The sequence below is a fragment of the Massilia pseudoviolaceinigra genome, assembly GCF_030846505.1.
GTDB lineage: Bacteria > Pseudomonadota > Gammaproteobacteria > Burkholderiales > Burkholderiaceae_D > Telluria_A > Telluria_A violaceinigra.
On record NZ_JAVCWL010000010.1, the window covers coordinates 68,612 to 92,287 of the forward strand.

A 23,676-nucleotide genomic window follows, 5' to 3' on the forward strand; every position below is an offset into this window, starting at 1 on the left:
TCCTGGTGGGAGGTTCTTGATGCTCTCGAAAATACTCAAGGCATTTCCGGTCGTCTTTTCCTTGCGCCACAACAGCGATTACGGCGATTACAACAATTACAGCCGGTTTCACGTCCCTGATAGCGCTGCTGAGATGATGCGCGACAACTGGGCAGGGGTCCGGCGCCGCATGAAAGCTGCCATCGAAGAGGTGCGGCGAGAAACAGCGCAGTGATGATCCGACTGAAAAAACCGGGAAGTATCCGCCTTCGGAACAGGCCGTCATCGAAGCCGTTTTAGTTCGGCTGCGTCCGTGTTCATCCGAACCGGAAAGCATCACGTGACTGCCGTACCAGGCGCCGTCACGCAAAGCGCATGGTTACCGCGCCTGCCGCAATCAAACCGACGGCGCACAGGCGATGCAGGCCAAGCTGCTCGCGCAGGAACACGCGCGCGATGATCGCCGCGAACAGGATCGACGTTTCGCGCAGCGCGGCAACCACGGCCACCGGTGCCATGGTCATCGCCCACAAGGCCAGCCCATACGACGCCATGGTGCCGAAGCCGCCCAGCAGGCCGGTCTTCCAATACTGCCGTCCGTAGGCAAGCAGCGCATGGCGCTTGCCCGCGAGCGCCACCAAGAGCAGGCATGCCGTCAGCGCGAACAGCCACAAGGTGTAGGCGACCGGAGCGCCGGACAGACGCACGCCGGTGCCGTCGATCAGGGTGTAACACGCGATCAGCACGGCATTGAGCAAGGCGAACGAGGTGGCGCGGCGCGCGGCCGCGGTGGTGCCGGCGCGCCCCTGAAGGCTCATCGCCAGTACGCCGCCGCAGATGAGCGCAATCGCGCCATACTGCAGCCATCTGAGCGACTCGCCGTGCAGCGTCACGCCCGCCAGCGCCACCAGCAAGGGCGCGCTGCCGCGCATCAGGGGATAGGCGTGCCCCATGTCGCCATGCGCATAAGCGGCGGCAACCAGTCGGTAGGACGCCACGTGGCAGCACACCGACCCGGCCAGCCACGGCCAGCTGGCCGCCGCCGGCAGCGCCACGAACGGCAGCACCAGCGTGGCCAGCGCGCCGGCGCCGGCGGCGACCAGCACCGTGCTCAGAAGTTTATCGGGGCCTGCCTTGACCAGCGCATTCCAGCTCGCGTGCAGCACGGCCGCGAGCAGCACCACCAGCACGGTCGCGCCGGACATGATCGGAGCTGGCCGCTAGCGGGCCAGCAAGCGCGCCAGCAGCGCCTCGGGCTCGGATTCCACCATCATCAGGCGCGCATGCTCCTCGCGCACGAAGGCTTGGCGATGCTGATGCGCGACAAAGGCCGCCAGCAGGTCGTAGAAGCCGCCGGCATTGAGCACGCCGACCGGCTTGCGGTGGATGCCGAGCTGCGACCAGGTCAGCATTTCGAACAGTTCTTCGAGCGTGCCCATCCCGCCGGGCATGGCGATGAAGCCGTCCGACAGCTCGGCCATCATGGCTTTGCGTTCATGCATGTCGCGCACGATGAACAGCTTGGTCAGGCCGCCATGGGCCAGTTCGCGTTCGACCAGCGCCTGCGGAATCACGCCGACCGCCTCGCCGCCCAGGCGCAGCACTTCGTCGGCGATGACGCCCATCAGGCCCACCTTGCCGCCGCCATAAACGAGGCCGATACCCTGCCCTACCAGCGCGCGTCCCATGGCGCGCGCCGCCTCCGCGTACAGCGGCAAGACGCCGTACGAGGCGCCGCAATAGACTGCGATTGACTTCATTGGTTCCTGCTTCTTATTTGAGTTTTTTGAGGTATTCCTCGGACAGCTTCTGGAACAGCAGATGCGTGTCGCCGCGCAGGTACGGGCCGATCTGCGAGAGCACCTGATAGCAGCCGCGCGCCAGCGCATCCGACATGGCCTGCTGCTCCGAGTACTTGCGCGGATTGAGCACGTATTCGTACGACAGCCAGTAGGTGGCCACCACCACCATGTTGGTGGCCATGGCATTGATGTCGGCGTCCGACGCTTCGAGCGACTTCTCGCTGCGCAGGTCTTCGCACAGTTCCTTGGCGACCTTGATCTTGTGCGCCAGGATCAGCTTGAAATGCAGTTCGAGCTTGCGGTTACGCGAAAGCAGGTCGTTCAGGTCGCGGTAGAAGAAGCGGTAGCGCCAGATCAGCTCAAACATCAGGTGCAGGTAAATCCACACGTCCTCGATGTTCGAGCGGCGCCCGTCCGGCACCGTCAGGATGCGCTCGATCTCGGCTTCGAACTGCACGAAGATCGAGTTGACGATGTCGTCCTTGTTGCGGAAGTGGTAGTAGAGATTGCCCGGGGAGATATTCATCTCCTCGGCAATCACCGTGGTCGTGATATTCGGCTCGCCGAACTCGTTAAACAGCCGCAACGACAATTCCAGGATGCGTTCTCGGGTGCGGCGTGGAGCTTTCTGTAGCATGGCGGGGCGGTCGGTGTTTTTTCTCACGCAAGCATAACACCGAACATGGGTGTATTCACAGGGTCAATGACGATACCCTGGCGTACGGTCACGCGCCCTTCCCGCCCTCCGGCGCCGGCGTTTTCTTGACGGCGCGCTTGCGCGCCCGCGCCGCCGCCGCCTTGGCAGTTGGCTTGGCCGCCTTCTTGGGCGCCGTCGTCGCGGCTTTGGCGCGCAGTTCTTCCACAAGCTGGCTCAGTTCCTCGACCTTCAAGGCAAGCGCCTGGACTTCCTTCTGGGTTGGCACGCCCATGGTAACCAGTGCGCGCATGACGCGGTCCTCGAACACCTGCTCCATTTTGTCCCACGAGCCGGACGCCTGCCGGCCCACAAGGTCGGCCATGCCGACAGCGGCGTCGGCCACGCCGGCAGCGGCCTCCGCCACGGTGCCCGCCTTTTCCTCGGCCATCGAGCGGGTGCGTTTTTGCAGGTCGTTACCTTCCTCGACCAGTTTGCTGAAGACCCGGCTTCCCTCCTGCTGCGCCTTGGCAAAAGCGCCGAGGCCGGCCTGCCAGACCTGATGCGCAGAACTGCGGACGGTGTCGGTGAGCTGGGTGTCCTCGTCGATCGTTTGCGGCTTGAGCTTTTTTTCCATTGTGCAACTCCGTTGATGGGTGGGGGTGGGGATCGATGCAGCCCATTTTAGTGAGCTAGTCTAGAGAACGCTATCTAAAGCGCGGGTGGCAAAATCCAGTCTGTATTAATTGTATCCTGCCACCTGAAAGCCGGCATTGAAACCCGGCCCCGGCCAGCGTGACGGTGTATAAAATAGCCATGACGCAACTGGCCACCCGCACGGCCTTCACAGGCGTTGACCGACATGGAGACGATCGATTGAACAGGAACTTGATGGGATGGTGCATGCTCGCCGCCGCGCTGGCCGGATGCCAGGAACAGGTCGCCCAGGCCAGCGCCAATGAACCGAAGGACGCCGCCCCCGGGGCAGCCAGCACGATGAGCTGCATCATCGACGGCGCCACCGCCTTCAGCGCCAGCGGCAAGAAGGTGAGCGTCGCCAGCCTGGGATCGACGCCCGGCACGGTCAGCCTGGGCCTGGGCATGCATGCGGCCAGCATCGGCAGGGCGCACGACATATCGACCGGACTGGTGGAGCTGCCGATCGCGCCGGGAAGCTACCAGTTTCCCAAGCCCGGCACGGCCGGCGCGTCGGGCGGCTTTTACCGCATCAGGAATGACGCCAACGAGACGCTGGAAGACTACACCGGTAGCGCCTACGGACAGTTTTATGCGCTGGCCGAGCAGGATCCGCAAGCCCGGCTGGTGCTCGACATCACCCGCTTCCAGACGCTGCCGGCCAGCGTGCCCAAAACGCAGCGCATCAGCCTCGCCGGCACGTTCCGTTTCAACGCCGCGTACGCCGCCAAAGCCGACGGCAAGCTGCGGGACGCCTGCACCCTTGAGGCGATCCAGCGTTCCATGACCAGTCAAGGCAAGCCGGGGCTCTACCCACGCTTCAATCCGGAGCTGTGCGGCGCGAAACAGCACCGCATCGAGTGCAAGTTCGACGTCACGCAAGACGTGCCGCTGTGACCTGTCAGCGGCAGCTCGCGTTCCACGCGTCGTAATCGGCGCCGGTGCGGCGCGCCCAGATGGTGGCGTCGCCATCGCGCGCGCTGCGGTACACCAGCGCCACCATTTCTTCGCTGCCCTCGCCGGTCGTGCCGACATCGATCGCATGCAGCTCGAACGGCGCCGAGCGCTGGCGCGCGCAGCCGGTGTTGCCGGCCAGCAGAAGGCGGGCCTTGTCCAGCAGCTTGCCCTGCTGCGCCAGCACGCCGACCAGTTCCGTATCCGGCATGCGCTGCAACAGCTCCACCGGCCTGGCCGGCACCGCGCAGCCGCTGGCGCGCTCGAGCCAGACGAACTGGCGCGCGCGTTCGCCGCCGCTCCACTCGCCCGTCTCGGGCGCATAGGCAAAGTCGATGCGCTGCATCCGGCACAGCAGCTTGAGCCCGCGCCGCGGCGCCGTGCGCACCGTGGCCGTCACCTGCCACGGCGCCGTGGCGCTCGCGCGCGTGACCGCGAACGCCGGCGGCGCACTGTGATTGTCGGGAAATCGCTTCTGGTAGTAGGCATGGAAGGACTTGAGCTCGGCCTCGGCCAGCGCGCGCGTTTGCGCGCCCGCCCGGGCCCCTGCCGCGGCCAGCAGCAGCATCGTCAGCAGCGCCGCCCTCATGCGCGCGCGGCCCCGCTCCGCTCGGCCGGCTCGCCGGCGCGCATGCGGAACGTAAAGCGCGTGGCGCCGTGATCGGACGTCACTTCCAGCGTGCCGCCGTGCGAACGGGCGATTTCGGCGACGATGAACAAGCCCAGTCCCAGGCCCTCGCTGGCGGCGTGGCCGGAGGCGCGCCAGAACGGCTTGAACAACTGGTCGATGGTGGCCGGCGCGATGGCCGGGCCGCCGTTGAGCACGGAAATCTCCAGCTCGCCGGCATGCACCAGGGCCCGCACCAGCACCGGCTCCTCGCGCGCACCGTGCACCAGCGCGTTCTTGAGCAGGTTCGACAGCAATTGCTGGATGCGCCCACCGTCGCACACCACCTCGCCCGGCAGGTCGACCTCGGCCAGGATGCGGTGTTCCGGATACGCGCCCTGCAGCTCGGCCACCACCTGCTCGAGCGACTGCCGCAGGCCGGTTTCGTTTTGCAAACTGAGCGCGATGCCGCCGCCCATGCGCCCGCGTGTGAAATCCATGACATCGTTGACCAGGGCCGAGATGCGCAGTGCGCTGCGGCGCATGCGTTCGAGCACGCCCGTTGCCTGCGCGCTGAGCGGCTCGCGCTTGAGCAGTTCGGCGCCGAGCAGGATCGACGACAGCGGCGTGCGCAGGTCGTGTCCCAGCACGGCAATGAACTGCTCGCGCAGCTCCGAGGTATCGCGTTCGCTCAGCAGCGCGGAGTGCGATTCGTTCAGTTTCAGTTCGGTTTCGAGGTGCTTGGAAATGAGCTGGGCGAACAGGCCCATGCTGGCCACGGTGGCCGTGTTCGACAGGTTCGCCGGCAGCGGATCGAGCCCGCACAAGGTGCCGAAATAGCTGCCGTCCGGGCGCTGGATCGGCAGCGAGATATAGCTCTGGAAACCGTAGATGCGCGGCGTATGGTGGTCGCGGTAGCGCGCATCCTGGCTGACATTGTCGATGATGACGGGGCGGCCCGTGTCGCGCACTTCTTCGCACAGGGTGGTGGCCACATCGAGGCCGTCGCCGACCTTGAGGCCGAAACCGAGCCGGTCGAGCACGGCGCAGGTGGTCCACGATTCGGCCGTCACGCGCGCGATGCAGACAAAGCGCAGCCCCGTGATCGCGGCGACCGCTTCGAGGATCGTGGGAACTGATGAAATCGCCTCAATGGCGGCGATGTCGGCAGCTAGCTCTGTTTGCATCAAACTCTCTTGCGCGAAAACCGGGTTGAACGAACCGCAATCGTATCATGCGTTCCGGGTGCGGGAGATTTTCAGGCAGGCTGGCGTGCCGCCTCTGTCACGCGGCCTGGCGCCCGTGCCCGTGCATCTGGTGGTGCAGGCGGAAACCCTCGCGGATATTCTCGCGCAGCACCGCGCCCTTCCACGGCTTGGTGTAGAAGCGGTCGATCGCGCCATGGTTAATCGCCGCCATGATCGGGGTCAGGTCCGAATACGCCGACAGCATGATGCGGAAGGTATCCGGACACAGGTTCTTGACCCGTTCCATGAATTCGGTCCCGCTCATGAGCGGCATGCACTGGTCGCACAGGATCACCTGCACCTTGTGGCGCGCCAGGATGTCGAAGCCTTCGGCCGCCGTTTGCGCCGTCAGGATGCGGTAGCCGTCCTGCGCCAGGAAATCCGACAGCACGTCGAGCATGAAGGCGTCGTCGTCGACGATGAGCAGGGTCTGCTGGTTGAGCAGGGATTCGTCGAGCGGCGGCATCAGGTACTTGCCGTCGCTGAGCATCTGTTCGAATTCATCTTCCGGCAGCGGGCGGCTGAAGTAATAGCCCTGCATCTCGTCGCAGCCGTGGCGGCGCAGGTAAGCGAGCTGGGCATCCTTTTCCACGCCCTCGGCGATCACCTGCAGTTTCAGGCTGTGCGCCATGTTGATGATGGCCAGCACGATGGCCGCGTCGTCCGGGTTGCTGGTCACTTCGCGCACGAATGCGATGTCGATCTTCAGCTTGTCGATCGGGAAGCGCTTCAGGTACGCCAGGCTCGAATAGCCGGTGCCGAAATCGTCGATCGAAATCTGGATCCCCAGCGCCTTGAGGTTGCGCAGCACCGTGATGGTGTCTTCCGCGTTCGACATCAGCGAGCTTTCGGTCAGTTCGAGTTCGAGCAGTTCGGGCGCGATGTCGTGCACCTTGATCGCATTGAGCACTTCCTGTTCCAGCCCGCCGACGAAAAACTGGATGCCCGACACGTTCACCGACAGGTGCACCGGCCCGGTCTTGGTCTTGCCCCATTCGCTGATCTTGCGGCACGCTTCGTTGAGCACCCAGGTGCCGACCCGCACGATCAGGCCCGTCTCTTCCAGGATCGGGATGAACAGGCCGGGCGAAACCATGCCGTGGCCCGGCCGCTTCCAGCGGATCAGCGCTTCGGCTCCGCTGATGCGGCCCGACCCGATGTGCACCTTGGGCTGGTAATACAGCACGAATTCGCCATTGTCGATGGCGCGCCGCAGCGCGTTTTCCAGGTCCAGGCGCGCCAGCGATTGCGCGTTCATCTCCGCCGTGAAGAAGCGGAACGCATCGCGTCCGGCTTCCTTGGCGCGGTACATGGCCGTGTCGGCGTATTTGATGAGGGTGTCGGCGTCCAACCCGTCGTCCGGATACACGGTGATGCCGATGCTGGCCGTGACCGTCGCTTCGTGCCCTTCCAGGTCGAACGGACGGCGCAGGCTCTCGCGGATCTTGTCGACCACCGCGATGGCCGTCTGTGGGCCTTCCGGCAGCATCAGGATGGCGGCGAATTCGTCGCCGCCGAAGCGCCCGATGGTGTCGCGCACGCGCAGCGAATCGACCAGGCGGCTGGCGAACTGGCGCAGCAGCTCGTCGCCGATCGGGTGGCCGAGCGTGTCGTTGATGGTCTTGAAGCGGTCGATGTCGAGAAACAGCACCCCCACCGCCCAGCGGTGTTCGGCGGCCTGCTCCAGCGCGCGCGTGAGCGAGGCATAGAACTGGCTGCGGTTCGGCAGTCCGGTCAGGGTATCGAAGTGGGCCAGTTTCAGCAGGCGCAGTTCGGATTCCTTGCGCTCGGTGATATCGCGCGCCACCGCCACCAGGATCCAGCTCGAACCGGAGCGCAGCGTGCGGCGCTGCACTTCGACCGACAGGGTCGAGCCATCCTTGCGCTGCACCAGCATTTCGGTCATGGCGCCCGACTGGTCGCCCGACAGCATGCGGTCGTACAGGTCTTTCAGGCGCAGCTTGTCGTTCGCATCCTCGCCCGGCAGGGCCGGCGCCGGCAGCGCCAGGAAATCTTCACGCTCGAAGCCGAGCATGCGGCAGGCGGTGGCGTTGACGTCCACAAAAGCCATGCCGGAGCGGTCGATCAGGAAAATCGCGTCGGCCGTGGCGTCCATCGCGGTGCGAAAGCGCCGCAGGTCTTCATCGAGGCGGATGCGCGCCGTCATGTCGGCCGTCAGCTGGGCATGGTGGCGCTTGATCTCTTCGTACAGCAGCAGGTTTTCGTAGGCCACCGCGATCTGCGCGCTGACCGTCACCGCCACGCGCTCGTCGACTTCCGAAAAGCCGTCGGCGCCGAGTTTGTCGACCAGGTACAGCCAGCCGTGCACGCGCTCGCGCGCGGCGATCGGCACGCCCAGGAAGGAGTGCACGGGCGGGTGTCCCTGCGGCAGGCCGATCGAGCGCGGATCGCCGTCGACGCCGTCCATGCGCACCGGCACGCACTGGTCGAGCAAGGTGGCCAGCACCCCGGCGCGCGGGGTGGCCGCCACCACCCGCGCCACGCGGTTTTCGCCGCACGAGGAAAAGTAACTCAGTTCGTCGGCGCCTTCATCGAGCACTCCGATGCAGGCATATTTGGACACGCAGATGTTTTGCGCCACGCGGCAGCCGATGCCGAGCAGCGCGGTCGGGTCGCGCTCGGCCCCGAGTTCGATCCCCAGCTCGATCAGGGCGGTCAGGCGCAGGCTCACCGCCTGCAGGCTCGACAGGGAACTGGAGAGCCGGTCGGTCATCTGCGACAGGTCGTACGAGGGCTCGGGCATGCCGTGGCTGGCGATGCGCGACAACACCTGGCTGCTGCTCGACTCGACTTCGACCAGGTACTCGGCCATGGTGTTATCGATCAACAGCATGCGGTTCGGTTCGGCGGGCGGCGCGGAAAACGCGGGCAGCAGCACCGGATCGGTGGTGCCGAGCGCTTCGTGCACGGTGCGCAGGATCACGTCCGGGTCCGACGGCTTGGGCAGCACCCAGCGCACGCCGCAGGCCAGCGCCATCTTGTTCGCTTCGCGCTCGCGGTAGGTGGCCGTGTAAAAGATCACCGGCAGTCCGGCCACGGCCGGGTCTTTGCGCAGGTGCATGACGAACTCGTAGCCATCCATGTTCGGCATGAGGATGTCGGAGATGATCAGGTCGGGACACTCGGCGTACACCATCTTGAGTCCCTCGACCCCGTCGGCGGCCTCGATCAGGCGGTAGCCGCCGTAGCCGAGCAGGGTCATCAGAAATTCGCGGTTGAGCACATGGTCGTCGACGATCAGGATCGTGGCCTGCCCGGCGCCATGCGGCCTGGCCGGCACGCCGGCCGGCTCGGCAGGGGCAGCCTCGGGCGTGCTCACCAGTTCCGACGGCGCCTGCAGCGGCAGAAAGCTTTCCAGCTGGCCGACAAAAGTGTCTGGCTCGATCGGTTTGCCGATGTAGCCGTCGAACCCTGCTTCGAGCAAGCGTTCGCGGTCGCCCACCATGGCCAGCGCGGTGACCGCCAGCACGGGAATGGCGGCCAGTGCCGGGTCGCCCTTGAGCGCCGCGACCACGCCGTAGCCGTCCAGGCGCGGCAGGTGCACATCGCAAATGATCAGATCGGGAATCGCCTCGCGCGCGGTATCGACGCCGCTCACGCCGTCGTACGCCGTCAATGGCGTGTAGCCGAATGCCTTCAGCAAATACACCATCAACTCCATATTGGTGGGGTTGTCTTCGATGATAAGGATGCGTGCGGACACTGTTGCGCTCCTGGGTTAAAACCGGTACTCGTGCAACTGGTGGAATCGCATTTTGAGCTCGTCTGTTGCATCCTGACACATCCGCACGCCGATAGGCAATTGTGCGCAACGTTATCACCGGGACAGCGACGCAAGCAGTCGCTATTCGGCGACAAAATCCGGCTCGGCAATGCAATGAAAACAAGAATCTCACCAATACTATCGAGCAAGAAATCGGATTGTCCATGACACTCAATTTCACAATGACTCTATCACGCCTTTTGCCGATGTTGCTAAAGATTATCTAGCGTGTTGATAGCTTGCCAATTTCATCCATGAGGCGGTCCAGCACGCGGCGGTTTCGGCACAGCGCCACGTGGCCCACGCCGCCGAAGGCGATATTGCGCGCGCCTTCGAGCACGCTGGAGGTTTGCGGGGCCACGATATTGTCGTGGTGGGTGTAGAAAGAGGTGATGAGGGCGCGCGTGGCCGCGCTTTCACTGGCGCCCAGGGCGCGCAGCCAGGCGCTTTCGGGCGCCTCGCCGCTGGCCTGGCGCCGCATCTGGCTGGCGTTCACGCCCACGCCCTTGCTGGCCAGGCTGGTGCCGTGGTGCGGCGTGCCGAGCGTGAAGACATGGGCCACGCGCGCGCTGCCGTGGGCGCGCAGATAGGCGCGCGCCACCAGCCCGCCCATGCTGTGCGCCACGATGATGACGCGCTGCGCGCCGCTCGCTTCGCACAGCGCGTCGGCGGCGTGCTGCACCAGCGGCACGAAGTCGTCTATACCGGCCAGGACCGGCTCCAGGTCGAGCGAGGCGTGGCTGATGCGCGCCGCGTCGAGCTGCCTGGTCAGGTGCGCCCAGTAGCCGCTGTTGCAGCCGTAACCGTGCAGCAGCAGCACCGGCGGTGCCGTACTGCCGGCATGAATGCGCTGGCGCGCCACCGCGTGCGCCATGAACCACGACGATTGCAGCATGGTCGCCATGAATTCTTCGGCGAACAGGCGCAGCATGGCGCCGGGACCGATCCGGAACGGCGCCGGCGTGGCGCTGGCAAAGCGCGCCGTCAGGACGAAATTGTTGGCCGTGATCAGCAGGCGCACCAGCAGCACGGCGCCCAGCCCGCAGGCCAGTGCCAGCCAGGGCGAGGCCACGCCGCCGTAGCGCATCGCCGCCAGCGCGATGGCGCACGCCGCCGCGGCCTGCACCAGCAGCAGCCAGCGCAGCATGGCGCGCGTGCTCAGCGTCACATTCATGCCACCCGCGGGGCCGGCTTGCCGGTCAGTTCGCGCGCCAGGTCGCTCGCCAGGCGCGCGCTCACGGCATAGATCGACAACTGGGGATTGGCGCCGATCGCGGTCGGGAACAGCGAGCCGTCGTGCACCGACAGATTGCGCACGCCGTGGTAGCGGCCATTCGCGCCCACCACCCCGCGCCGCTCGTCGTCGGACATGGTGCAGCCGCCCATCACGTGGGCCGAGACGATGCGCGTGATGTGCTCCCGCATCGGCAGCGCGGCGATGCCTTTTTTGGCGGCCTCCCAGCTGGTATAGCGTTCGGCCAGTTCGTGCACCGGCTGCACGCTGGCGGCACCGGCGGCGAACTGGATTTCGGCCATCGACAGCATGGCGCGCCGCACGCCGTCCCACAGAAAGTCGCTGATCGGATAATCGAGCAGCGCGGCGCCTTCGCGCGTCAGGCCAACGCTGCCGCCCGGCGCGTCGGCATGGAAACCGTCGCGCAGCAGCGCCAGCACGGCCTGCACGTGCGGGAACTGGCGCATGGTGTCGGTATGGGCCTGGCCGTAGCCGGCCATGGTGGTCGACAGCAGCAGCGGATGCAGGGGCGGCGCTTCGAGCTTGTAGCCGATCGGCCCGTCGACCGGGCCGGTCTCGAGGAAGTGGTCGGAATAGATGGTCTGCGGGGCGCCGGCATAGCCGTCCACGCGCTGCGCGAAGATGCCGGCCGAGATCACGGTCGGATGCAAAAAGGTGCGCCTGCCGAGCAGCCCGTGAGGATTGGGCGCGCGCGAGCGCAGCAGCAAGGCTGGCGAATTGATCGCCCCGCCGGCCACGATGAAGTGCTTCGCCCGCAGCGCGAGCACGCGCCCGGTGGCGGCCAGCCCGGTCGCATCCATCGCTTCGCACAGCAGGCTGTCGACCGCGTCGCCCTTGAACACCAGGCGCTGGGCGCGCGCATGGGTGACCAGGGTGGCGCCGTGGCTGAGCGCCGACGGGATGGTGGTGACCAGCATCGACTGCTTGGCGTTGGTCGGGCAGCCCATGCCGCAGTAGCCCAGGTTCCAGCAACCCTTCACGTTGCGCCGGATGGCGCCGGTCGCGATGTTCAGGCGCGCCGCACCGCGCTTGAGCAAATCGTTGTTTTCGTTGGGCGGGGCCTGCCAGTCGCCCACCGACAGGCGCGCTTCCATCATGTCGAACCAGGGCGCCAGCAGCTCCGGCGTGTAGCTGGCCAGGCCGAAATTCTTCTGCCAGTAGTCCAGGGTCGGCTTCGGGGTGCGAAAGCTCGACGTCCAGTTGACGGTGGTCGAGCCGCCCACGGTACGGCCCTGCAGGATGTTGATGGCCTTGTCGCGCGTCTTGCGCGCGGCCGATTCCTGGTACAGCGCGGGATAGGCATCCGCTTCGCGCATCTTGAAGTCCTTCGAGGACTTGAGCGCGCCCTCCTCCACGATGACGACTTTCAGCCCGGCCAGCGCCAGGATCTCGGCGCTCACGCCGCCCCCGGCGCCGCTGCCGATGATGACCACGTCAGCCTCGATGGTGCGGTCGGCGGCCAGGCTGGCGCCGTCGATGACGTTCCAGCCGGCCGCGATGCCGGCCGCGATGGGATCGGGGATCGGGCTGCTCATGCCAGCTCCTTCATCGGGCCGGGATAGCCGATGCCGGCCCAGCTGGACGGCTCGGCATACCAGGAACCGATGATCAGGTCATGCAGCGCGTGGTAGGCGCTTTGCAGCATGCCGAGGCGGTGAAAGCGCCAGTCGTGCAGAAACACGCCGACCTGCTCGACGCTGGCGCCGGCCCAGCCGCCCGACACGCCCGCCAGCAGGCGCCGCGCGGGCGCCAGCGAGAGCAGTCCGAACAGGTCCTGGACTTCCTTTTGCGCGGCCAGCGGCAGGCCGAGGATGGCCTGGTGCACGCGCGCGGTGGTGGCCGTCACGGCGGCCAGACGCGCGAGCGGGTCGGCCGGCAGCGCCCCGGCCAGCATGGCCGGCACGATGGCGTCGATGGCGGCCTTGGCTTCGCCGTCGAGGACGAAACGGCCCAGCGGCGAGGGATGGGTGTAGCGATAAATGCCGCCGCCTGCCGCCAGGGTCAGCGCGGCCAGCGCGCCAACCTTGAGAAAGGTTCTGCGTTTGGTCTCCATGTCTTTGTTTTCCATGCTATTTTTGGGGTAGTGTACGCCAAAGGGAATGGCATAAAATCCAACAAACTAGAGTGAACCGTCTAGACGTTTCTGGTACAAAGCGAATGAATAAAGACAAACTGGCCGCCGAACTCGAACAGCACCTGCGCCAGCTGGCGGCCGGGCGCGCGCTGGCACGGCGCGATCCGGCCCTGCAGGCGGCGCGCACGGCCGTCAAGCGCTACCAGTCAGCCCGCCTGGCCGCCACCCACCCCGACCTGCTGGCCGCGCCCGACACGCGCGACGCCGCCGCTTTTTTCCTCAACGATATCTATGGCGCGCACGACCTGGAGCGGCGCGAGGCCGACCTCGAACGCATCGTTCCGAGCCTGCAACGGCTGCTGCCGTACGAATCGCTGCATACGATCACGGGCGCGATCGCGCTCGACGCCCTCACCGAACAGCTCGATACGGCCATGGCGCGGGTGCTGGGGGCCGAATTCGACGAAGGCGCCTACCTGCTGGCCTACCGCAGCGCCACCGCGCCCGAAGAACGCGCGCGTCAGCTCGACCTGGTGCAGCAGCTGGGCGATTCGCTGTGCGCGCTGGTGCGCATTCCCCTGCTCTCGCTGACCCTGTCGGTGATGCGCGGGCCGGCCAAGCTGGCCGGCGTGACCGACCTGCATCAATTCCTCGAACGCGGCTTCACCACGTTCAAGAAGATGAAAAAGCCGGCCCAGTTCGTCGAGACCATCGTCGGGCGCGAACGGCGCGCCATGGGGCATATTTACAGCGGGCGCCGGGAGCCTTTCGATGTGTTCTAGGCGTGCAAGGGCGAGCTACAACTGGAGCGCCAGGCCGATCCAGAAAACGCCAATAACGACGAGCAGCCAGTACTGGTGTTTCATGCCGCGCTCGAGCGCATGCCTGTGAGGACGCCGCTCGTCGACGAACACGTCGATGGACTGGCCTGCAATGTACTGCCGCCCGGACGCGGCAGCACTCGCGCGGCTAGACACTTTCTCACCCAGGATGCGCGAACCGCGGTGTATCACGCCGTTGAAGACGTACTTGTAGTGTAGCTTGGGACTATACAAAACCGTATTCGGGCTGCTGCCAATATCGCCGCTGCGCGTCTCGATCGCGACCTCGACGACCGTGCCGGCGGCCAGGCGCCAGTGCGAGGTAGCCCGGCTCTTGAACAGAAGTGCGATACCGGCGCCAGCGATAACAATCCCGACGATGGCGGGCACGATGCCATTGATCATGGGATTATCTATCAGCGCGCCTTGAGAATATGGCGCGCGATCCCGCGCAGGATGTTTACTTCCTCGGTTTCCAGCTGGGTGCGCGAAAACAGGCGTTTCAGGCGCGGCATGAGCTTTTTGGGATTGTCGGCATCGAGAAAATCGATGGCCACCAGGGCCTGCTCCAGGTGCGCGTACATGCCCTCGATCTGTTCCAGGCTGGCCGCGTCGCCATGAAAACCGATCGCGCTCGGCGCCGCTTCGCCGTTCTCATTCGCCATGCCGGCCACCCGGCATTCGTAGGCCAGCACCTGGGCCGCCTGGGCCAGGTTGAGCGAGGAATAATCGGGATTGGCCGGGATATTGATCAGCACATTGCACTGCTCGACGATCTGGTTGGGCAAACCAAAGCGCTCGTTGCCGAAAATGAGCGCGGCCGACAGCTCGCCCTGCCCCGCCACATGGCCGGCAACATCGCGCGGGGTCCACACCGGGGGCGAGAATTCGCGCAGCCGGGCCGAGACGGCGGCGGCAAAGTTGCACCCTTCCAGGGCTTCGCCGATGCTGCCGACGATGCGCGCGCCTTCCAGCACATCCTGGGCGCCGCTGGCGAAGGCCACCGCTTCCGGGTCCTGCAAGGCGTCGGGAAAGCGCGGATTGACCAGTACCAGGTCGCCGAAGCCCATCGTTTTGATGGCGCGCGCGACCGCGCCGATATTGCCGGCGCGGCTGGTCTCGACCAGGACAAATCGGAGGCGTTTGAAAACAGACGTGTTGATTTCGGGCGTGTTCATTTAAAATAGCGCTATCGCGCAGTAGCGGATCGTTAAAAACAGGGCTGACCAGCCCGCGATTTTAACCAGTTCGCCGCCGCACCGCTCTTTAATTCATTCTTGTTCACTACCGTTCGCTGCGCCCAAGGGGGCGCCGTGGGCGTTAGCGTTCTTTTAACGGAAGCTCTACATGCACCCAATGCTCAATACGGCGATCAAGGCAGCTCGCCGCGCCGCCACCGTGATCCAGCGCGCGTCCTTCGACGTCGACCGGATCAGTGTTACTGAAAAACAACACAACGATTTCGTCACCGATGTCGATCAGGCGGCCGAACAGGCGATCATCGAAACCTTGCTTAAAGCTTATCCCGACCATGCGATCCTGGCCGAGGAATCGGGTGCATCCGCCAATCTGAACGACGAGAGTGAATTCGCCTGGATCATCGACCCGATCGATGGCACCACCAATTTCATGCACGGCTACCCCAACTATTGCGTCTCGATCGCGCTGGCCCAGCGCGGCATCGTCACGCAGGCCGTCATCTACGATCCGGTGCGCAATGACCTGTACACCGCCAGCAAGGGCGCCGGCGCCTACCTGAACGACAAGCGTATCCGCGTCACCAAGCACGACCGCCTGGCCAATACCCTGCTGTGCTCCGGTCACGGCGCCGGCCCGCGCGCCCTGGCGGAATACATGAAGATGTACGGCGTCGTCGCCGAGCGTTGCCAGGCCGTGCGCAGCGCCGGTTCGGCCGCGCTGGAACTGGCCAACGTGGCCGCCGGGCGCAGCGACGGCTTCTACGAAAAGGGCTTGAAAGCCTGGGATATCGCCGCCGGCTCGCTGCTGGTGACGGAAGCGGGCGGCATCGTCGGCGAGTTCAACGGCGAATCGGCCTACCTGCACAAGGGCGACATCATCGCCGCCAGCCCCAAGGTCTTCGGCCAGATGGTCACGCTGTTGGCGCCTTTCGCGTAAAATACTGTAGTACGCTGTACTGGAGGCCTTGTCCGGCCTCCGCTTTCCCTCCGCCAGGCTTAACAAGCCGCACGTGAAATTTCCACAGCGAAACTGATTTCTGTTAAATTTAGCATCGCTGTGTATGCTGCAATGTCGGGTGGCTCCGTTTCCAGTGCCTTTGCCACCACGATTTTCTAATATTGATTGCCTGCGACTGGCGCTTTCTGCAATGAGCGACGGGCCGATCTCCACCATAAAGTTATCATGTCATTTTCTAAACTCGGCCTGTCCGATGCTATCGTTCGTGCCGTAACCGAACACGGTTACACCGTCCCGACCCCGATCCAGACCCAGGCGATTCCCGCCGTGCTGAACGGCGGCGACCTGCTGGCGGGCGCACAGACGGGCACCGGCAAGACCGCCGGTTTCACCCTGCCGATCCTGAACCGTCTCTCGACCGACGCCATCGGCGCGGCCCTGGGGAGCAAAACGTCGACCCGCTCGGTGCGCGCGCTGATCCTGACCCCGACCCGCGAACTGGCGGCCCAGGTCGAGGAAAGCGTGCGCGTGTACGGCAAGTACACCCAGCTCAATTCGGCCGTCATCTTCGGTGGCGTCGGCATCAATCCGCAGATCAAGCAGCTCAAGCACGGCGTCGACATCCTGGTGGCCACCCCGGGCCGCCTGCTGGACCACATGGAACAGCGCACGGTCGACCTGTCGAAGGTCGAAATCCTGATCCTGGACGAAGCGGACCGCATGCTCGACATGGGTTTCATCCGCGACATCAAGAAAGTGCTGGCGGCCCTGCCGGCCAAGCGCCAGAACCTGCTGTTCTCGGCCACCTTCTCGGAAGAGATCAAGGCCCTGGCCGATGGCTTGCTGAACAAGCCCGCCATGATCGAAGTGGCGCGCCGCAATTCGACGGTGGAAGTGATCGCCCAGAAGATCCACCCGGTCGACCGCGACAAGAAACATCCGATGCTCTCGCACCTGATCAAGTCGAACAAATGGACCCAGGTGCTGGTATTTACCCGCACCAAGCACGGCGCCAACAAGCTGGTCGAACAGCTCGGCGCCGACGGCATCGGCGCGATGGCGATCCACGGCAACAAGAGCCAGTCGGCGCGCACCAAGGCGCTGTCGGAATTCAAGGATGGCGCCCTGCAGGTGCTGGTTGCGACCGATATCGCCGCGCGCGGTATCGATATCGACCAGTTGCCGCACGTGGTCAACTACGACTTGCCGAACATTCCTGAAGACTATGTGCACCGCATCGGCCGTACCGGCCGCGCCGGCGCCACCGGCGAAGCCGTGTCGCTGGTCTGCGTGGACGAGCACGACATGCTCAAGGATATCGAGAAGCTGATCAAGCAGACCCTGCCGCGTCAGATCATCGCCGGTTTCGAGCCGGACCCGACCGCACGCGCACAGCCTGTGCAACTGCGTAGCGGTGCGCCAGGCCATGGCGGCCGCGGTGGCCGCTCCGGCGGCGGCCAGGTGGTCAAGGTCGGCGGCGGCGGTGGCCGTGCTCCGGCCAAGCCACGCAGCGCCGGCGGCGGCGGCGGTGGCGGCACTGCCGGCGCGCGCGGTCCGCGTCCTGCCGCGCCGCACCGCTCGGGCGGCCGCGGCCGCTAAGTAATCCCCCGGCTCGCGCCGGCGCGCGTGGCCACAGATTCGCCCATCCGCAATGATGGGCGCACATTTGTGCCCACACGTCTTAAAAGCGTATATACTTGCGTACTCAAACATCTATACCGCATTTATAAAGGATAACGCAATGAACGAATTGAACTCCCACGCCGAACTCTGCCTGCGCATGGCGCGCGCCAACGCGGCCCTGCTGCGCCGTTTCGACAACTCGCTGGGCGGGCATCACGGCATCAGCTTTTCCGACTTCCAGATCCTCAATCACCTGAGCCGGGCGCCGGGCGGACGCCTGCGCCGGGTCGATCTGGCCGAGCGCCTGGGACTGACCGCGTCCGGCATCACGCGCAGCCTGCTGCCGCTGGAGAAAATCGGCCTGGTCACGCGCGAAGCCGATCCGCGCGACGCCCGCGTCGGCTTTGCCGTCATCACCGCCAGCGGCAAGGAACTGGCGCTCCATGCCAGCGATGTCGTCGACCTGATCAGCCGGGAAGCGCTGCGCCCGTTCGCGCCGGACCAGCTCGAAGCGATGTCGGCCATCCTGGGCCAGATCGCCGGCATCAACCTGAGCAACAGCTAGCCTGTATGAACGACCGACAAAGCGAGCGCGCCGCCCTGCTGCGCGAACCGGACTTCCGCTGGACCATGGGCGGCGCCGTCATCACCTCGCTGGGCGACCAGTTCACCCTGATCGCCCTGCCCTGGCTGGTGCTGGTAAGCACCGGCGTTCCGCTCAAGATGGGCCTGGTGATCGCGATGATGAGCATACCGCGCGCCATCTTTATCCTGCTGGGCGGCGCGCTGGTGGACCGCTACTCGCCCAGGTCGGTGCTGATAATCACCAGGTTCGTCAACGCCGCCCTGCTGGCCCTGCTGGCCACGATCGTCTTCGCCAACCGGATCAGCTTGCCGGTGGTGTGCACGCTGGGTGTGCTGATCGGCTTCGCCTCGGCCTTCAGCATTCCGGCGGGCACCTCGATGCTGCCCACCGTGGTGGCGCCGGCCCAGCTGCCGATGGCCAACGCCATCATGATGGGCGTGCGCCAGCTGACCATGCTGGCCGGGCCGCTGCTGGCGGGCCTGCTGTTCGCGCTGTTCGGCGATGGCAGCGCCAACACCCGCGCCCCGGGCGCGGTCACCGGCATCGGGGTCGCGTTCGCCCTGGATGCCCTCAGCTTCCTGGTGGCGACCTGGACTTTATCGAAGGTGCGCGCCTTGCATGTGGCGCCGGCAGGGTCGCCCGAACCGGTGCTGCGCGCGGTCGGCGCCGGCATTGCCATGGTCTGGAACGACACGGCGCTGCGCACCTGCATGCTGTACTGGGGCCTGTGTGCGTTCGTGGTGGGCGGCACCATGCAGGTGGCGCTGCCGGTGCTGGCCGGCAGCGTGCTGCACGGGGCCTCGGCGCTGGGGCTGATCATGGGCGTGCACGGGGCCGGCAGCCTGGCCGGGATGGCGCTCGGCGGCGTGCTGGGCAAGTTCCGGGTGCGCAATTTCGGCACCACCGTGCTGCTGGTCGACGTGCTGGTCGGGCTGCTGCTCATCCCGCTGGGCCTGGTGGCGGCGACCTGGCAGGCGGCCGGGCTGATGCTGGTGATCGGCGTGCTGGGCGGCTACATGCAGGTGGCTGTTTTCAGCTGGCTGCAGCAGCGCGTGCCGCGCGCCATGCTGGGGCGGGCGATGAGCATCTTCATGTTCATCTTCATGGGCGTGGCGCCGCTGTCGGCGGCGCTGACGGGGTGGCTGCTGCAACACATGTCGCTGGCGCAATTGTTTGGTGGAGCGGGACTCTTCCTGATGGGAACGGCGCTGCTCGCCTGGCTGTTCACACCGATGAGCACGGTGTCCGACAAACCGTCACCGCCGGCACAAGCCTGAAGCAAGCGACCTTGGCATGACCTCCATTTTTACAACACTCTAAATTAAAAGAGGCAGACTCAATCGCGCATACATGCCTTTGCGTTATAGTTTTCAGACACGAAATTTAACCGTATTATTATTTTTGTGTCTGGTACCTGCTCAATGGAAATTACCGGCTCCACCGTCACACTCCAGCCTGGCATGTATATCCTGCGCCATCCGACCGGAAACAAGGCCGCGCTGAGCATCGCGCGCGCCCCCGGCGACGGCGCCACGCAGGGGAAGATGGAATTACTCAGCACAGCGGGCACCCACGGCAGCGTGCTGCGCGACGGCGCCGACTGCATCGTGCTGCACATCAGCGAAGCGCCGGTCACCTTACTGGTCAGCGCCTTTCTGGAAAACAAAAACGCCCCCGTTCCGGCTCTGCGTGTCGACCAGATCGCGCTCGAGCGTGGGTCGGTGCCGCCCTCCATGCGCGCAGCCGCCGGCGCAGCCCTGTCCACCCCAGCGGACGCGCACGCCGCGCCGATGGCCATCAGCCCCCAGGGCATGACCCTCATCGGTCACATCGAGCGCGACGGCGACGTCATGGCCGCCCCCGGCGCCGTGCTCGGCGACCCGGACAGCCTGCTGCGGCTGGAAGGCTTCCAGGTCATGTGGCCCGACCGTCCGCACGGCGTCGACCTCGCGTACAGCATCGCGGTTGAAGGCGGCGGCGTGCTGCCAATGGTCAAGAGCGGCAAATTCTGCGGCACCCGCAACGAGGCCAGACGCATCATCGAAGTGAGCTTCGCCCTGATCGGACCGGCCGCCAGCCAGTGGCGCCTGGAAGGAACGGCGTACTTCAGCGGTGGCTACCAGGCGCCGGTGCACTCGGCCGTGCCGCTCAGCGGCCCCTCGGGGCTCGAACATCTGACCGCGATCACCCTGCACGCGCACCCCGGCCAGGCCGCCGCCAGCGAACCCAACCCATGGCTGGAATCGGCCACCACCAAAGTATTCAAGGCAACAGCCGCGCAAGCCGAGCGGGTCCAATCGGCTGACAGAGCTGAAGAGCTTGCTTCATGAACCACGTCTCGTATCCACTTACGATCGCGGCGGCACGTCTTAACGACCAGAGGAGAATAATCGATGTATCAACTATCAAGCAGTGCGACTACCACGACCCTGATGAGTCTGAATTCGACGCTATTTACCCAGGGAACGATTGATCGCATCCTGGCATTGACGGCCTCGACCGACAAATTGGTGTCCTTCGATACGGTGACACCCAATGCGGGCGGCAAGCTTCCCGTTACCGCGAACAGCGAGGTGCTGCTGGTGGCCACTTCCGACACCGCCCAGACCACCATTGTCGGCGGCGACAGCGCGCCGGTCACGATTTTCCAGGGCAAGGGCGGGGTCAATGTGCGCTTCGAAGATGCGCGTCCGACCGACCTGCCCTACACGGTTCCCGAACGCATCGTGGTCGGCACCAACGGCACCGACAAGTTCGTCATCGCCGATGACCGCAACACCCAGCTGACCCTGGGCAGCGGCAACAGCGTCGTGTCGAGCATCGGCACCAGCTACGATACCATCGTCGCCGGTCTGGGCAACAGCACCATCGTCGGCGGCAATTCCGGCAATGCGATCGTGCAACTGAAGGGCAATGCGTCCGACTACAAGGTCACGGTCAAGGATGGCCATGCCATCGTCACCAACCTCGCCACGCTCAAGACCACTGACATCAGCAAGGCCCAGTTCGTCCAGCTCGACGGCAGCCAGGCGCTGGTATTGGCCAGCGACGCCAAGGAAGCCAGCGTCAGTACCCTGTACTCGGCCGCGCTGAACCGCTCGCCCGACGCCAAGGGCCTCGAATTCTGGATGGATGCGGTGCGCTCCGGCGTGTCCCTGGAAAGCATCGCGCAAAGCTTCCTCGATTCGAGCGAGTACAAGGCCAAGCCGCAGCTCACCGATCAGCAATTCCTCGACGGCCTGTACCTGCACACCTTCAACCGCGCGCCCGATGCCGAGGGCCTGGCCTACTGGAACAATGTGCTCGACAGCGGCGTCTCGCGCGCCTCGGTGCTGGCCGGCTTCATTTCCGTGGCCGGTAACAGCCTCGATGGCACCGGCAACTATATCGAGCCGGTCGTGGTCGGTTCGGTGACCATCGTTCATAATATTGTTTGAACGCGACCGCTGCCGTCCAGGGCACGCCGGCTGCGCCAGCCTGGAGCGCGTCGCGCCTGCGCGAGGATTTCCTGCTCGCGCAGGCGGTCGACGCTCTCGAGGAAGGCTGGCCGGCCGACGCCCTGCTGGCAGCCGAAGCGGCGTGCCGCCGCCATGCGGAGGCCGCCATTCCGGCGCTGCTGCGCGCCACCATCCTGCAAGCGTCCCGTTGCGCCTTCAGTAGTGCGGCGTGGTGCCACGCCTGGCGCCGCGATCCGCAAGATGCACGGCTCCAGGATCTGCTGATCAGCGATTGGCTCGCCCACGGCGAGCGCGCCCGCATCGCCGCACTGGCGCCGGCGCTGTTGCCGGCCCGCTGCCGCGCCGCCAGCCACGCCGGCTTGCTGCCCAGCTTGCGCGAAGCCGCCTGCCTGCCGGCCGGGGCTTGCTGGCGCGCCGGTGCCGCCATCGAAGGCATGCTGTTCGAGGCCCACGCGGGCGCGTCGGTCCAGCTGTGCCTGCGCGACGAACTCACCCAGGAAAACCATGACGTGCGCCTGCCGCCCGGCGCGGCCGGGGCGCGCTTTTCCTTCGTGCCGCCGCATCCGGACGGGGTCTGGTCGCTGGCCTTGGCCGGCGCCACCGCCGCCCTGCCCGGCTCGCCCCTGGTCTTTGCCGTCCCGCGCGCCTTGTCCGCCGCGCAGTCCAGCGCCACGCCCGCGCCGTTGAGCGTCCTCATCCCGGTCCACCGCGGCCTGGCGCAAGTGCAGGCCTGCATCGCCAGCGTCCTGGCCAGCCTGCCCGCCAACCACGGGGTCGCCGGCGTGCTGGTGATCGATGACGCCAGTCCCGAGCCGGCGCTGGCGGCCTGGCTTGACGCCGAACACGGCGCCGGCCGGATCGGCCTGCTGCGCAACCGCTACAACCTGGGCTTCGTCGAAAGCGTCAACCGCGGCCTGCGCCAGTTGCCGGGCCACGACGTGCTCCTGCTCAATGCCGACACCCTGGTCCACGGCGACTGGCTGGACCGCCTGCGCGCCGCCCTCTACCGGGCCGACGATATCGCGGCCGTGGCCCCGTGGTCGAACAATGGCGAAATCAGCAGTTTTCCCAGCATCGCCAGGGCCGCCCCGGCACCGGACGCGGCCGGCCTGGCCCGCCTCGACGGACAGGCCAGTGCCCTGCACCGCGGCGGCGCCTGCGTCGACGTGGACGTGCCGGCCTGCTGCGGCTTCGCCATGCTGATGCGCGCCAAGGTGCTCGCCGCCATCGGCGGGCTCGACGGCAACGCCATCGAGCGCGGCTATGGCGAGGAAGTCGACTGGTGCCTGCGCGCGGCCGCCGCCGGCTACCGCCACCGGATCGCCACCGGCGTGTATGTGGCCCACGCCGGCGGGGTCTCGTTCGGCGACGAAAAACACCTGCGGGTACGCCAGAACCGCGCCGTGCTGATGGCGCGCTATCCGCACTACTACAGCGCCTACCAGCGCTTCCTGCAAGACGATCCGCTGGCCGCCGCGCGCGCCTGCCTGGCCGCGTCGCTGCCGCCCGCGGCGCCCGCCCTCGATGCGCCGCCCGCGCCGCTGCCGGTGCCGCTGGCGTCCTCGTGCACCCGCATCGCGGTCCTCGCCCATTGCGCCGCGGGAGCGCTGGCGGCCGCCGTGCTGGCGCTGGCGCGCCTGGTCGCCGCGCGCACCGACCTGGCCCTGCGCCTGCTGGTGATCGGCGAGGTCAGCGAAACGCTGTGGCGCACCGGCGTGGTCGACGTGGTCGCGCCCGCCAGCGGGGCTGGCTTGCTCAGCGACAGCGACCTGATCGCCCTGAGCGGCTGCATCGTGCTGCTCGCGGCCGACCCGGCGCAGGCCCGCGTCGCCATCGACACGGTGCGCCTGGACCCCGGCTTCGATGCCGTCAGCTGGTTTTCGGCCTTGCTGGCCAGGGCCCACGTGGCCCCGCGCCCGGCCCTGGCGCCTCTTCATTTTGCCAACCCGGGCAGCACGGGGGCGCGATCATAGCGCAGCCGGGCGAGGCCGGCGTAGCG

At 66.1% G+C, this 23,676-nt stretch carries 22 protein-coding genes; 10 read left to right on the top strand and 12 right to left on the bottom strand.

Annotation, left to right across the window (positions count from 1 at the left end):
• Positions 1-16 precede the first annotated feature (16 nt).
• Entirely contained in the window at positions 17-214 is a 198-nt protein-coding gene (locus RBA40_RS11715; protein ID WP_306648046.1) for a hypothetical protein, read from the top strand.
• Positions 215-341: 127 nt separating this feature from the next.
• On the opposite strand, the gene RBA40_RS11720 is transcribed toward RBA40_RS11715, so the two are convergent.
• The 4 genes from RBA40_RS11720 to RBA40_RS11735 form a co-directional block, all read right to left on the bottom strand.
• A complete protein-coding gene (locus RBA40_RS11720; protein WP_306648047.1) occupies positions 342-1,184 on the bottom strand; it encodes a DMT family transporter in 843 nt (280 codons plus the stop codon).
• 15 nt (positions 1,185-1,199) lie between these two features.
• On the bottom strand, positions 1,200-1,739 hold the full coding sequence (locus RBA40_RS11725; protein WP_306648048.1) for an LOG family protein: 540 nt from the start codon (positions 1,737-1,739) through the stop codon (positions 1,200-1,202).
• Positions 1,740-1,752: 13 nt separating this feature from the next.
• On the bottom strand, positions 1,753-2,418 hold the full coding sequence (locus RBA40_RS11730; protein ID WP_054263370.1) for a TetR/AcrR family transcriptional regulator: 666 nt from the start codon (positions 2,416-2,418) through the stop codon (positions 1,753-1,755).
• A gap of 88 nt (positions 2,419-2,506) precedes the next feature.
• The gene (locus RBA40_RS11735) at positions 2,507-3,052 is read right to left on the bottom strand and encodes a phasin family protein (protein ID WP_306648049.1); all 546 of its coding nucleotides are present in this window, start codon (positions 3,050-3,052) and stop codon (positions 2,507-2,509) included.
• 239 nt (positions 3,053-3,291) lie between these two features.
• On the opposite strand from RBA40_RS11735, the gene RBA40_RS11740 reads away from it, so the two are divergent.
• Positions 3,292-4,008 carry a hypothetical protein gene (locus tag RBA40_RS11740; protein WP_306648050.1) on the top strand — a complete coding sequence of 239 codons (717 nt, stop codon included), beginning with the start codon at positions 3,292-3,294 and terminating at the stop codon, positions 4,006-4,008.
• Between the two features lie 4 nt (positions 4,009-4,012).
• Here the strand turns inward: RBA40_RS11740 and RBA40_RS11745 are convergent, their stop codons facing one another.
• From RBA40_RS11745 to RBA40_RS11770, 6 genes are all read right to left on the bottom strand, one after another.
• Entirely contained in the window at positions 4,013-4,654 is a 642-nt protein-coding gene (locus RBA40_RS11745; protein WP_306648051.1) for a hypothetical protein, read from the bottom strand.
• Positions 4,651-5,859, bottom strand: a complete 1,209-nt coding sequence (locus RBA40_RS11750) for a GAF domain-containing sensor histidine kinase (RefSeq protein ID WP_306648052.1) — start codon at positions 5,857-5,859, stop codon at positions 4,651-4,653. Before RBA40_RS11750 ends, RBA40_RS11745 begins: the two co-directional genes overlap by 4 nt.
• 97 nt (positions 5,860-5,956) lie before the next feature.
• Entirely contained in the window at positions 5,957-9,643 is a 3,687-nt protein-coding gene (locus RBA40_RS11755; protein WP_306648053.1) for an EAL domain-containing protein, read from the bottom strand.
• A gap of 283 nt (positions 9,644-9,926) precedes the next feature.
• Positions 9,927-10,877 (bottom strand): esterase/lipase family protein, encoded by a 951-nt coding sequence (locus RBA40_RS11760; RefSeq protein ID WP_306648054.1) that lies wholly within the window; start codon positions 10,875-10,877, stop codon positions 9,927-9,929.
• The gene (locus RBA40_RS11765; protein ID WP_306648055.1) at positions 10,874-12,493 is read right to left on the bottom strand and encodes a GMC family oxidoreductase; all 1,620 of its coding nucleotides are present in this window, start codon (positions 12,491-12,493) and stop codon (positions 10,874-10,876) included. The genes RBA40_RS11760 and RBA40_RS11765 overlap by 4 nt, the downstream gene beginning before the upstream one ends.
• Complete coding sequence (locus RBA40_RS11770; protein ID WP_306648056.1) at positions 12,490-13,011, bottom strand: hypothetical protein; 522 nt, start codon at positions 13,009-13,011, stop codon at positions 12,490-12,492. Before RBA40_RS11770 ends, RBA40_RS11765 begins: the two co-directional genes overlap by 4 nt.
• Positions 13,012-13,115: 104 nt before the next feature.
• On the opposite strand from RBA40_RS11770, the gene RBA40_RS11775 reads away from it, so the two are divergent.
• On the top strand, positions 13,116-13,814 hold the full coding sequence (locus tag RBA40_RS11775; protein WP_306648057.1) for a DUF8198 family protein: 699 nt from the start codon (positions 13,116-13,118) through the stop codon (positions 13,812-13,814).
• Between the two features lie 15 nt (positions 13,815-13,829).
• Here RBA40_RS11775 and RBA40_RS11780 read toward each other — a convergent pair whose 3' ends face one another.
• Positions 13,830-14,258, bottom strand: coding sequence for a DUF3592 domain-containing protein (locus RBA40_RS11780; protein ID WP_306648058.1), 429 nt, complete (start codon positions 14,256-14,258; stop codon positions 13,830-13,832).
• A gap of 11 nt (positions 14,259-14,269) precedes the next feature.
• A complete protein-coding gene (locus RBA40_RS11785) occupies positions 14,270-15,031 on the bottom strand; it encodes an RNA methyltransferase (protein ID WP_306648059.1) in 762 nt (253 codons plus the stop codon).
• A gap of 178 nt (positions 15,032-15,209) precedes the next feature.
• Between RBA40_RS11785 and RBA40_RS11790 the strand changes: the two genes are divergently transcribed.
• From RBA40_RS11790 to RBA40_RS11820, 7 genes are all read left to right on the top strand, one after another.
• Positions 15,210-15,989, top strand: a complete 780-nt coding sequence (locus RBA40_RS11790) for an inositol monophosphatase family protein (protein WP_099880942.1) — start codon at positions 15,210-15,212, stop codon at positions 15,987-15,989.
• A gap of 246 nt (positions 15,990-16,235) precedes the next feature.
• Complete coding sequence (locus tag RBA40_RS11795; RefSeq protein WP_306648060.1) at positions 16,236-17,609, top strand: DEAD/DEAH box helicase; 1,374 nt, start codon at positions 16,236-16,238, stop codon at positions 17,607-17,609.
• Between the two features lie 142 nt (positions 17,610-17,751).
• Positions 17,752-18,198 (top strand): MarR family winged helix-turn-helix transcriptional regulator, encoded by a 447-nt coding sequence (locus RBA40_RS11800; protein WP_306623181.1) that lies wholly within the window; start codon positions 17,752-17,754, stop codon positions 18,196-18,198.
• Between the two features lie 5 nt (positions 18,199-18,203).
• Positions 18,204-19,496 (top strand): MFS transporter, encoded by a 1,293-nt coding sequence (locus RBA40_RS11805; protein WP_306648061.1) that lies wholly within the window; start codon positions 18,204-18,206, stop codon positions 19,494-19,496.
• 144 nt (positions 19,497-19,640) lie between these two features.
• Positions 19,641-20,549, top strand: a complete 909-nt coding sequence (locus RBA40_RS11810; protein ID WP_306648062.1) for a hypothetical protein — start codon at positions 19,641-19,643, stop codon at positions 20,547-20,549.
• Between the two features lie 63 nt (positions 20,550-20,612).
• Positions 20,613-21,656 carry a DUF4214 domain-containing protein gene (locus tag RBA40_RS11815; RefSeq protein WP_306648063.1) on the top strand — a complete coding sequence of 348 codons (1,044 nt, stop codon included), beginning with the start codon at positions 20,613-20,615 and terminating at the stop codon, positions 21,654-21,656.
• The gene (locus tag RBA40_RS11820; protein WP_306648064.1) at positions 21,653-23,650 is read left to right on the top strand and encodes a glycosyltransferase family 2 protein; all 1,998 of its coding nucleotides are present in this window, start codon (positions 21,653-21,655) and stop codon (positions 23,648-23,650) included. The genes RBA40_RS11815 and RBA40_RS11820 overlap by 4 nt, the downstream gene beginning before the upstream one ends.
• The last annotated feature ends 26 nt before the right edge of the window (positions 23,651-23,676 follow it).

Coding starts and splice junctions, on each gene's coding strand:
- RBA40_RS11745 (WP_306648051.1), bottom strand. CDS start 4,654: ATGAGGGCGGCGCTGCTGACGATGCTGCTGCTGGCCGCGGCAGGGGCC.
- RBA40_RS11730 (WP_054263370.1), bottom strand. CDS start 2,418: ATGCTACAGAAAGCTCCACGCCGCACCCGAGAACGCATCCTGGAATTG.
- RBA40_RS11795 (WP_306648060.1), top strand. CDS start 16,236: ATGTCATTTTCTAAACTCGGCCTGTCCGATGCTATCGTTCGTGCCGTA.
- RBA40_RS11815 (WP_306648063.1), top strand. CDS start 20,613: ATGTATCAACTATCAAGCAGTGCGACTACCACGACCCTGATGAGTCTG.
- RBA40_RS11720 (WP_306648047.1), bottom strand. CDS start 1,184: ATGTCCGGCGCGACCGTGCTGGTGGTGCTGCTCGCGGCCGTGCTGCAC.
- RBA40_RS11780 (WP_306648058.1), bottom strand. CDS start 14,258: ATGATCAATGGCATCGTGCCCGCCATCGTCGGGATTGTTATCGCTGGC.
- RBA40_RS11765 (WP_306648055.1), bottom strand. CDS start 12,493: ATGAGCAGCCCGATCCCCGATCCCATCGCGGCCGGCATCGCGGCCGGC.
- RBA40_RS11800 (WP_306623181.1), top strand. CDS start 17,752: ATGAACGAATTGAACTCCCACGCCGAACTCTGCCTGCGCATGGCGCGC.
- RBA40_RS11735 (WP_306648049.1), bottom strand. CDS start 3,052: ATGGAAAAAAAGCTCAAGCCGCAAACGATCGACGAGGACACCCAGCTC.
- RBA40_RS11805 (WP_306648061.1), top strand. CDS start 18,204: ATGAACGACCGACAAAGCGAGCGCGCCGCCCTGCTGCGCGAACCGGAC.
- RBA40_RS11785 (WP_306648059.1), bottom strand. CDS start 15,031: ATGAACACGCCCGAAATCAACACGTCTGTTTTCAAACGCCTCCGATTT.
- RBA40_RS11775 (WP_306648057.1), top strand. CDS start 13,116: ATGAATAAAGACAAACTGGCCGCCGAACTCGAACAGCACCTGCGCCAG.
- RBA40_RS11750 (WP_306648052.1), bottom strand. CDS start 5,859: ATGCAAACAGAGCTAGCTGCCGACATCGCCGCCATTGAGGCGATTTCA.
- RBA40_RS11790 (WP_099880942.1), top strand. CDS start 15,210: ATGCTCAATACGGCGATCAAGGCAGCTCGCCGCGCCGCCACCGTGATC.
- RBA40_RS11770 (WP_306648056.1), bottom strand. CDS start 13,011: ATGGAGACCAAACGCAGAACCTTTCTCAAGGTTGGCGCGCTGGCCGCG.
- RBA40_RS11725 (WP_306648048.1), bottom strand. CDS start 1,739: ATGAAGTCAATCGCAGTCTATTGCGGCGCCTCGTACGGCGTCTTGCCG.
- RBA40_RS11760 (WP_306648054.1), bottom strand. CDS start 10,877: ATGAATGTGACGCTGAGCACGCGCGCCATGCTGCGCTGGCTGCTGCTG.
- RBA40_RS11810 (WP_306648062.1), top strand. CDS start 19,641: ATGGAAATTACCGGCTCCACCGTCACACTCCAGCCTGGCATGTATATC.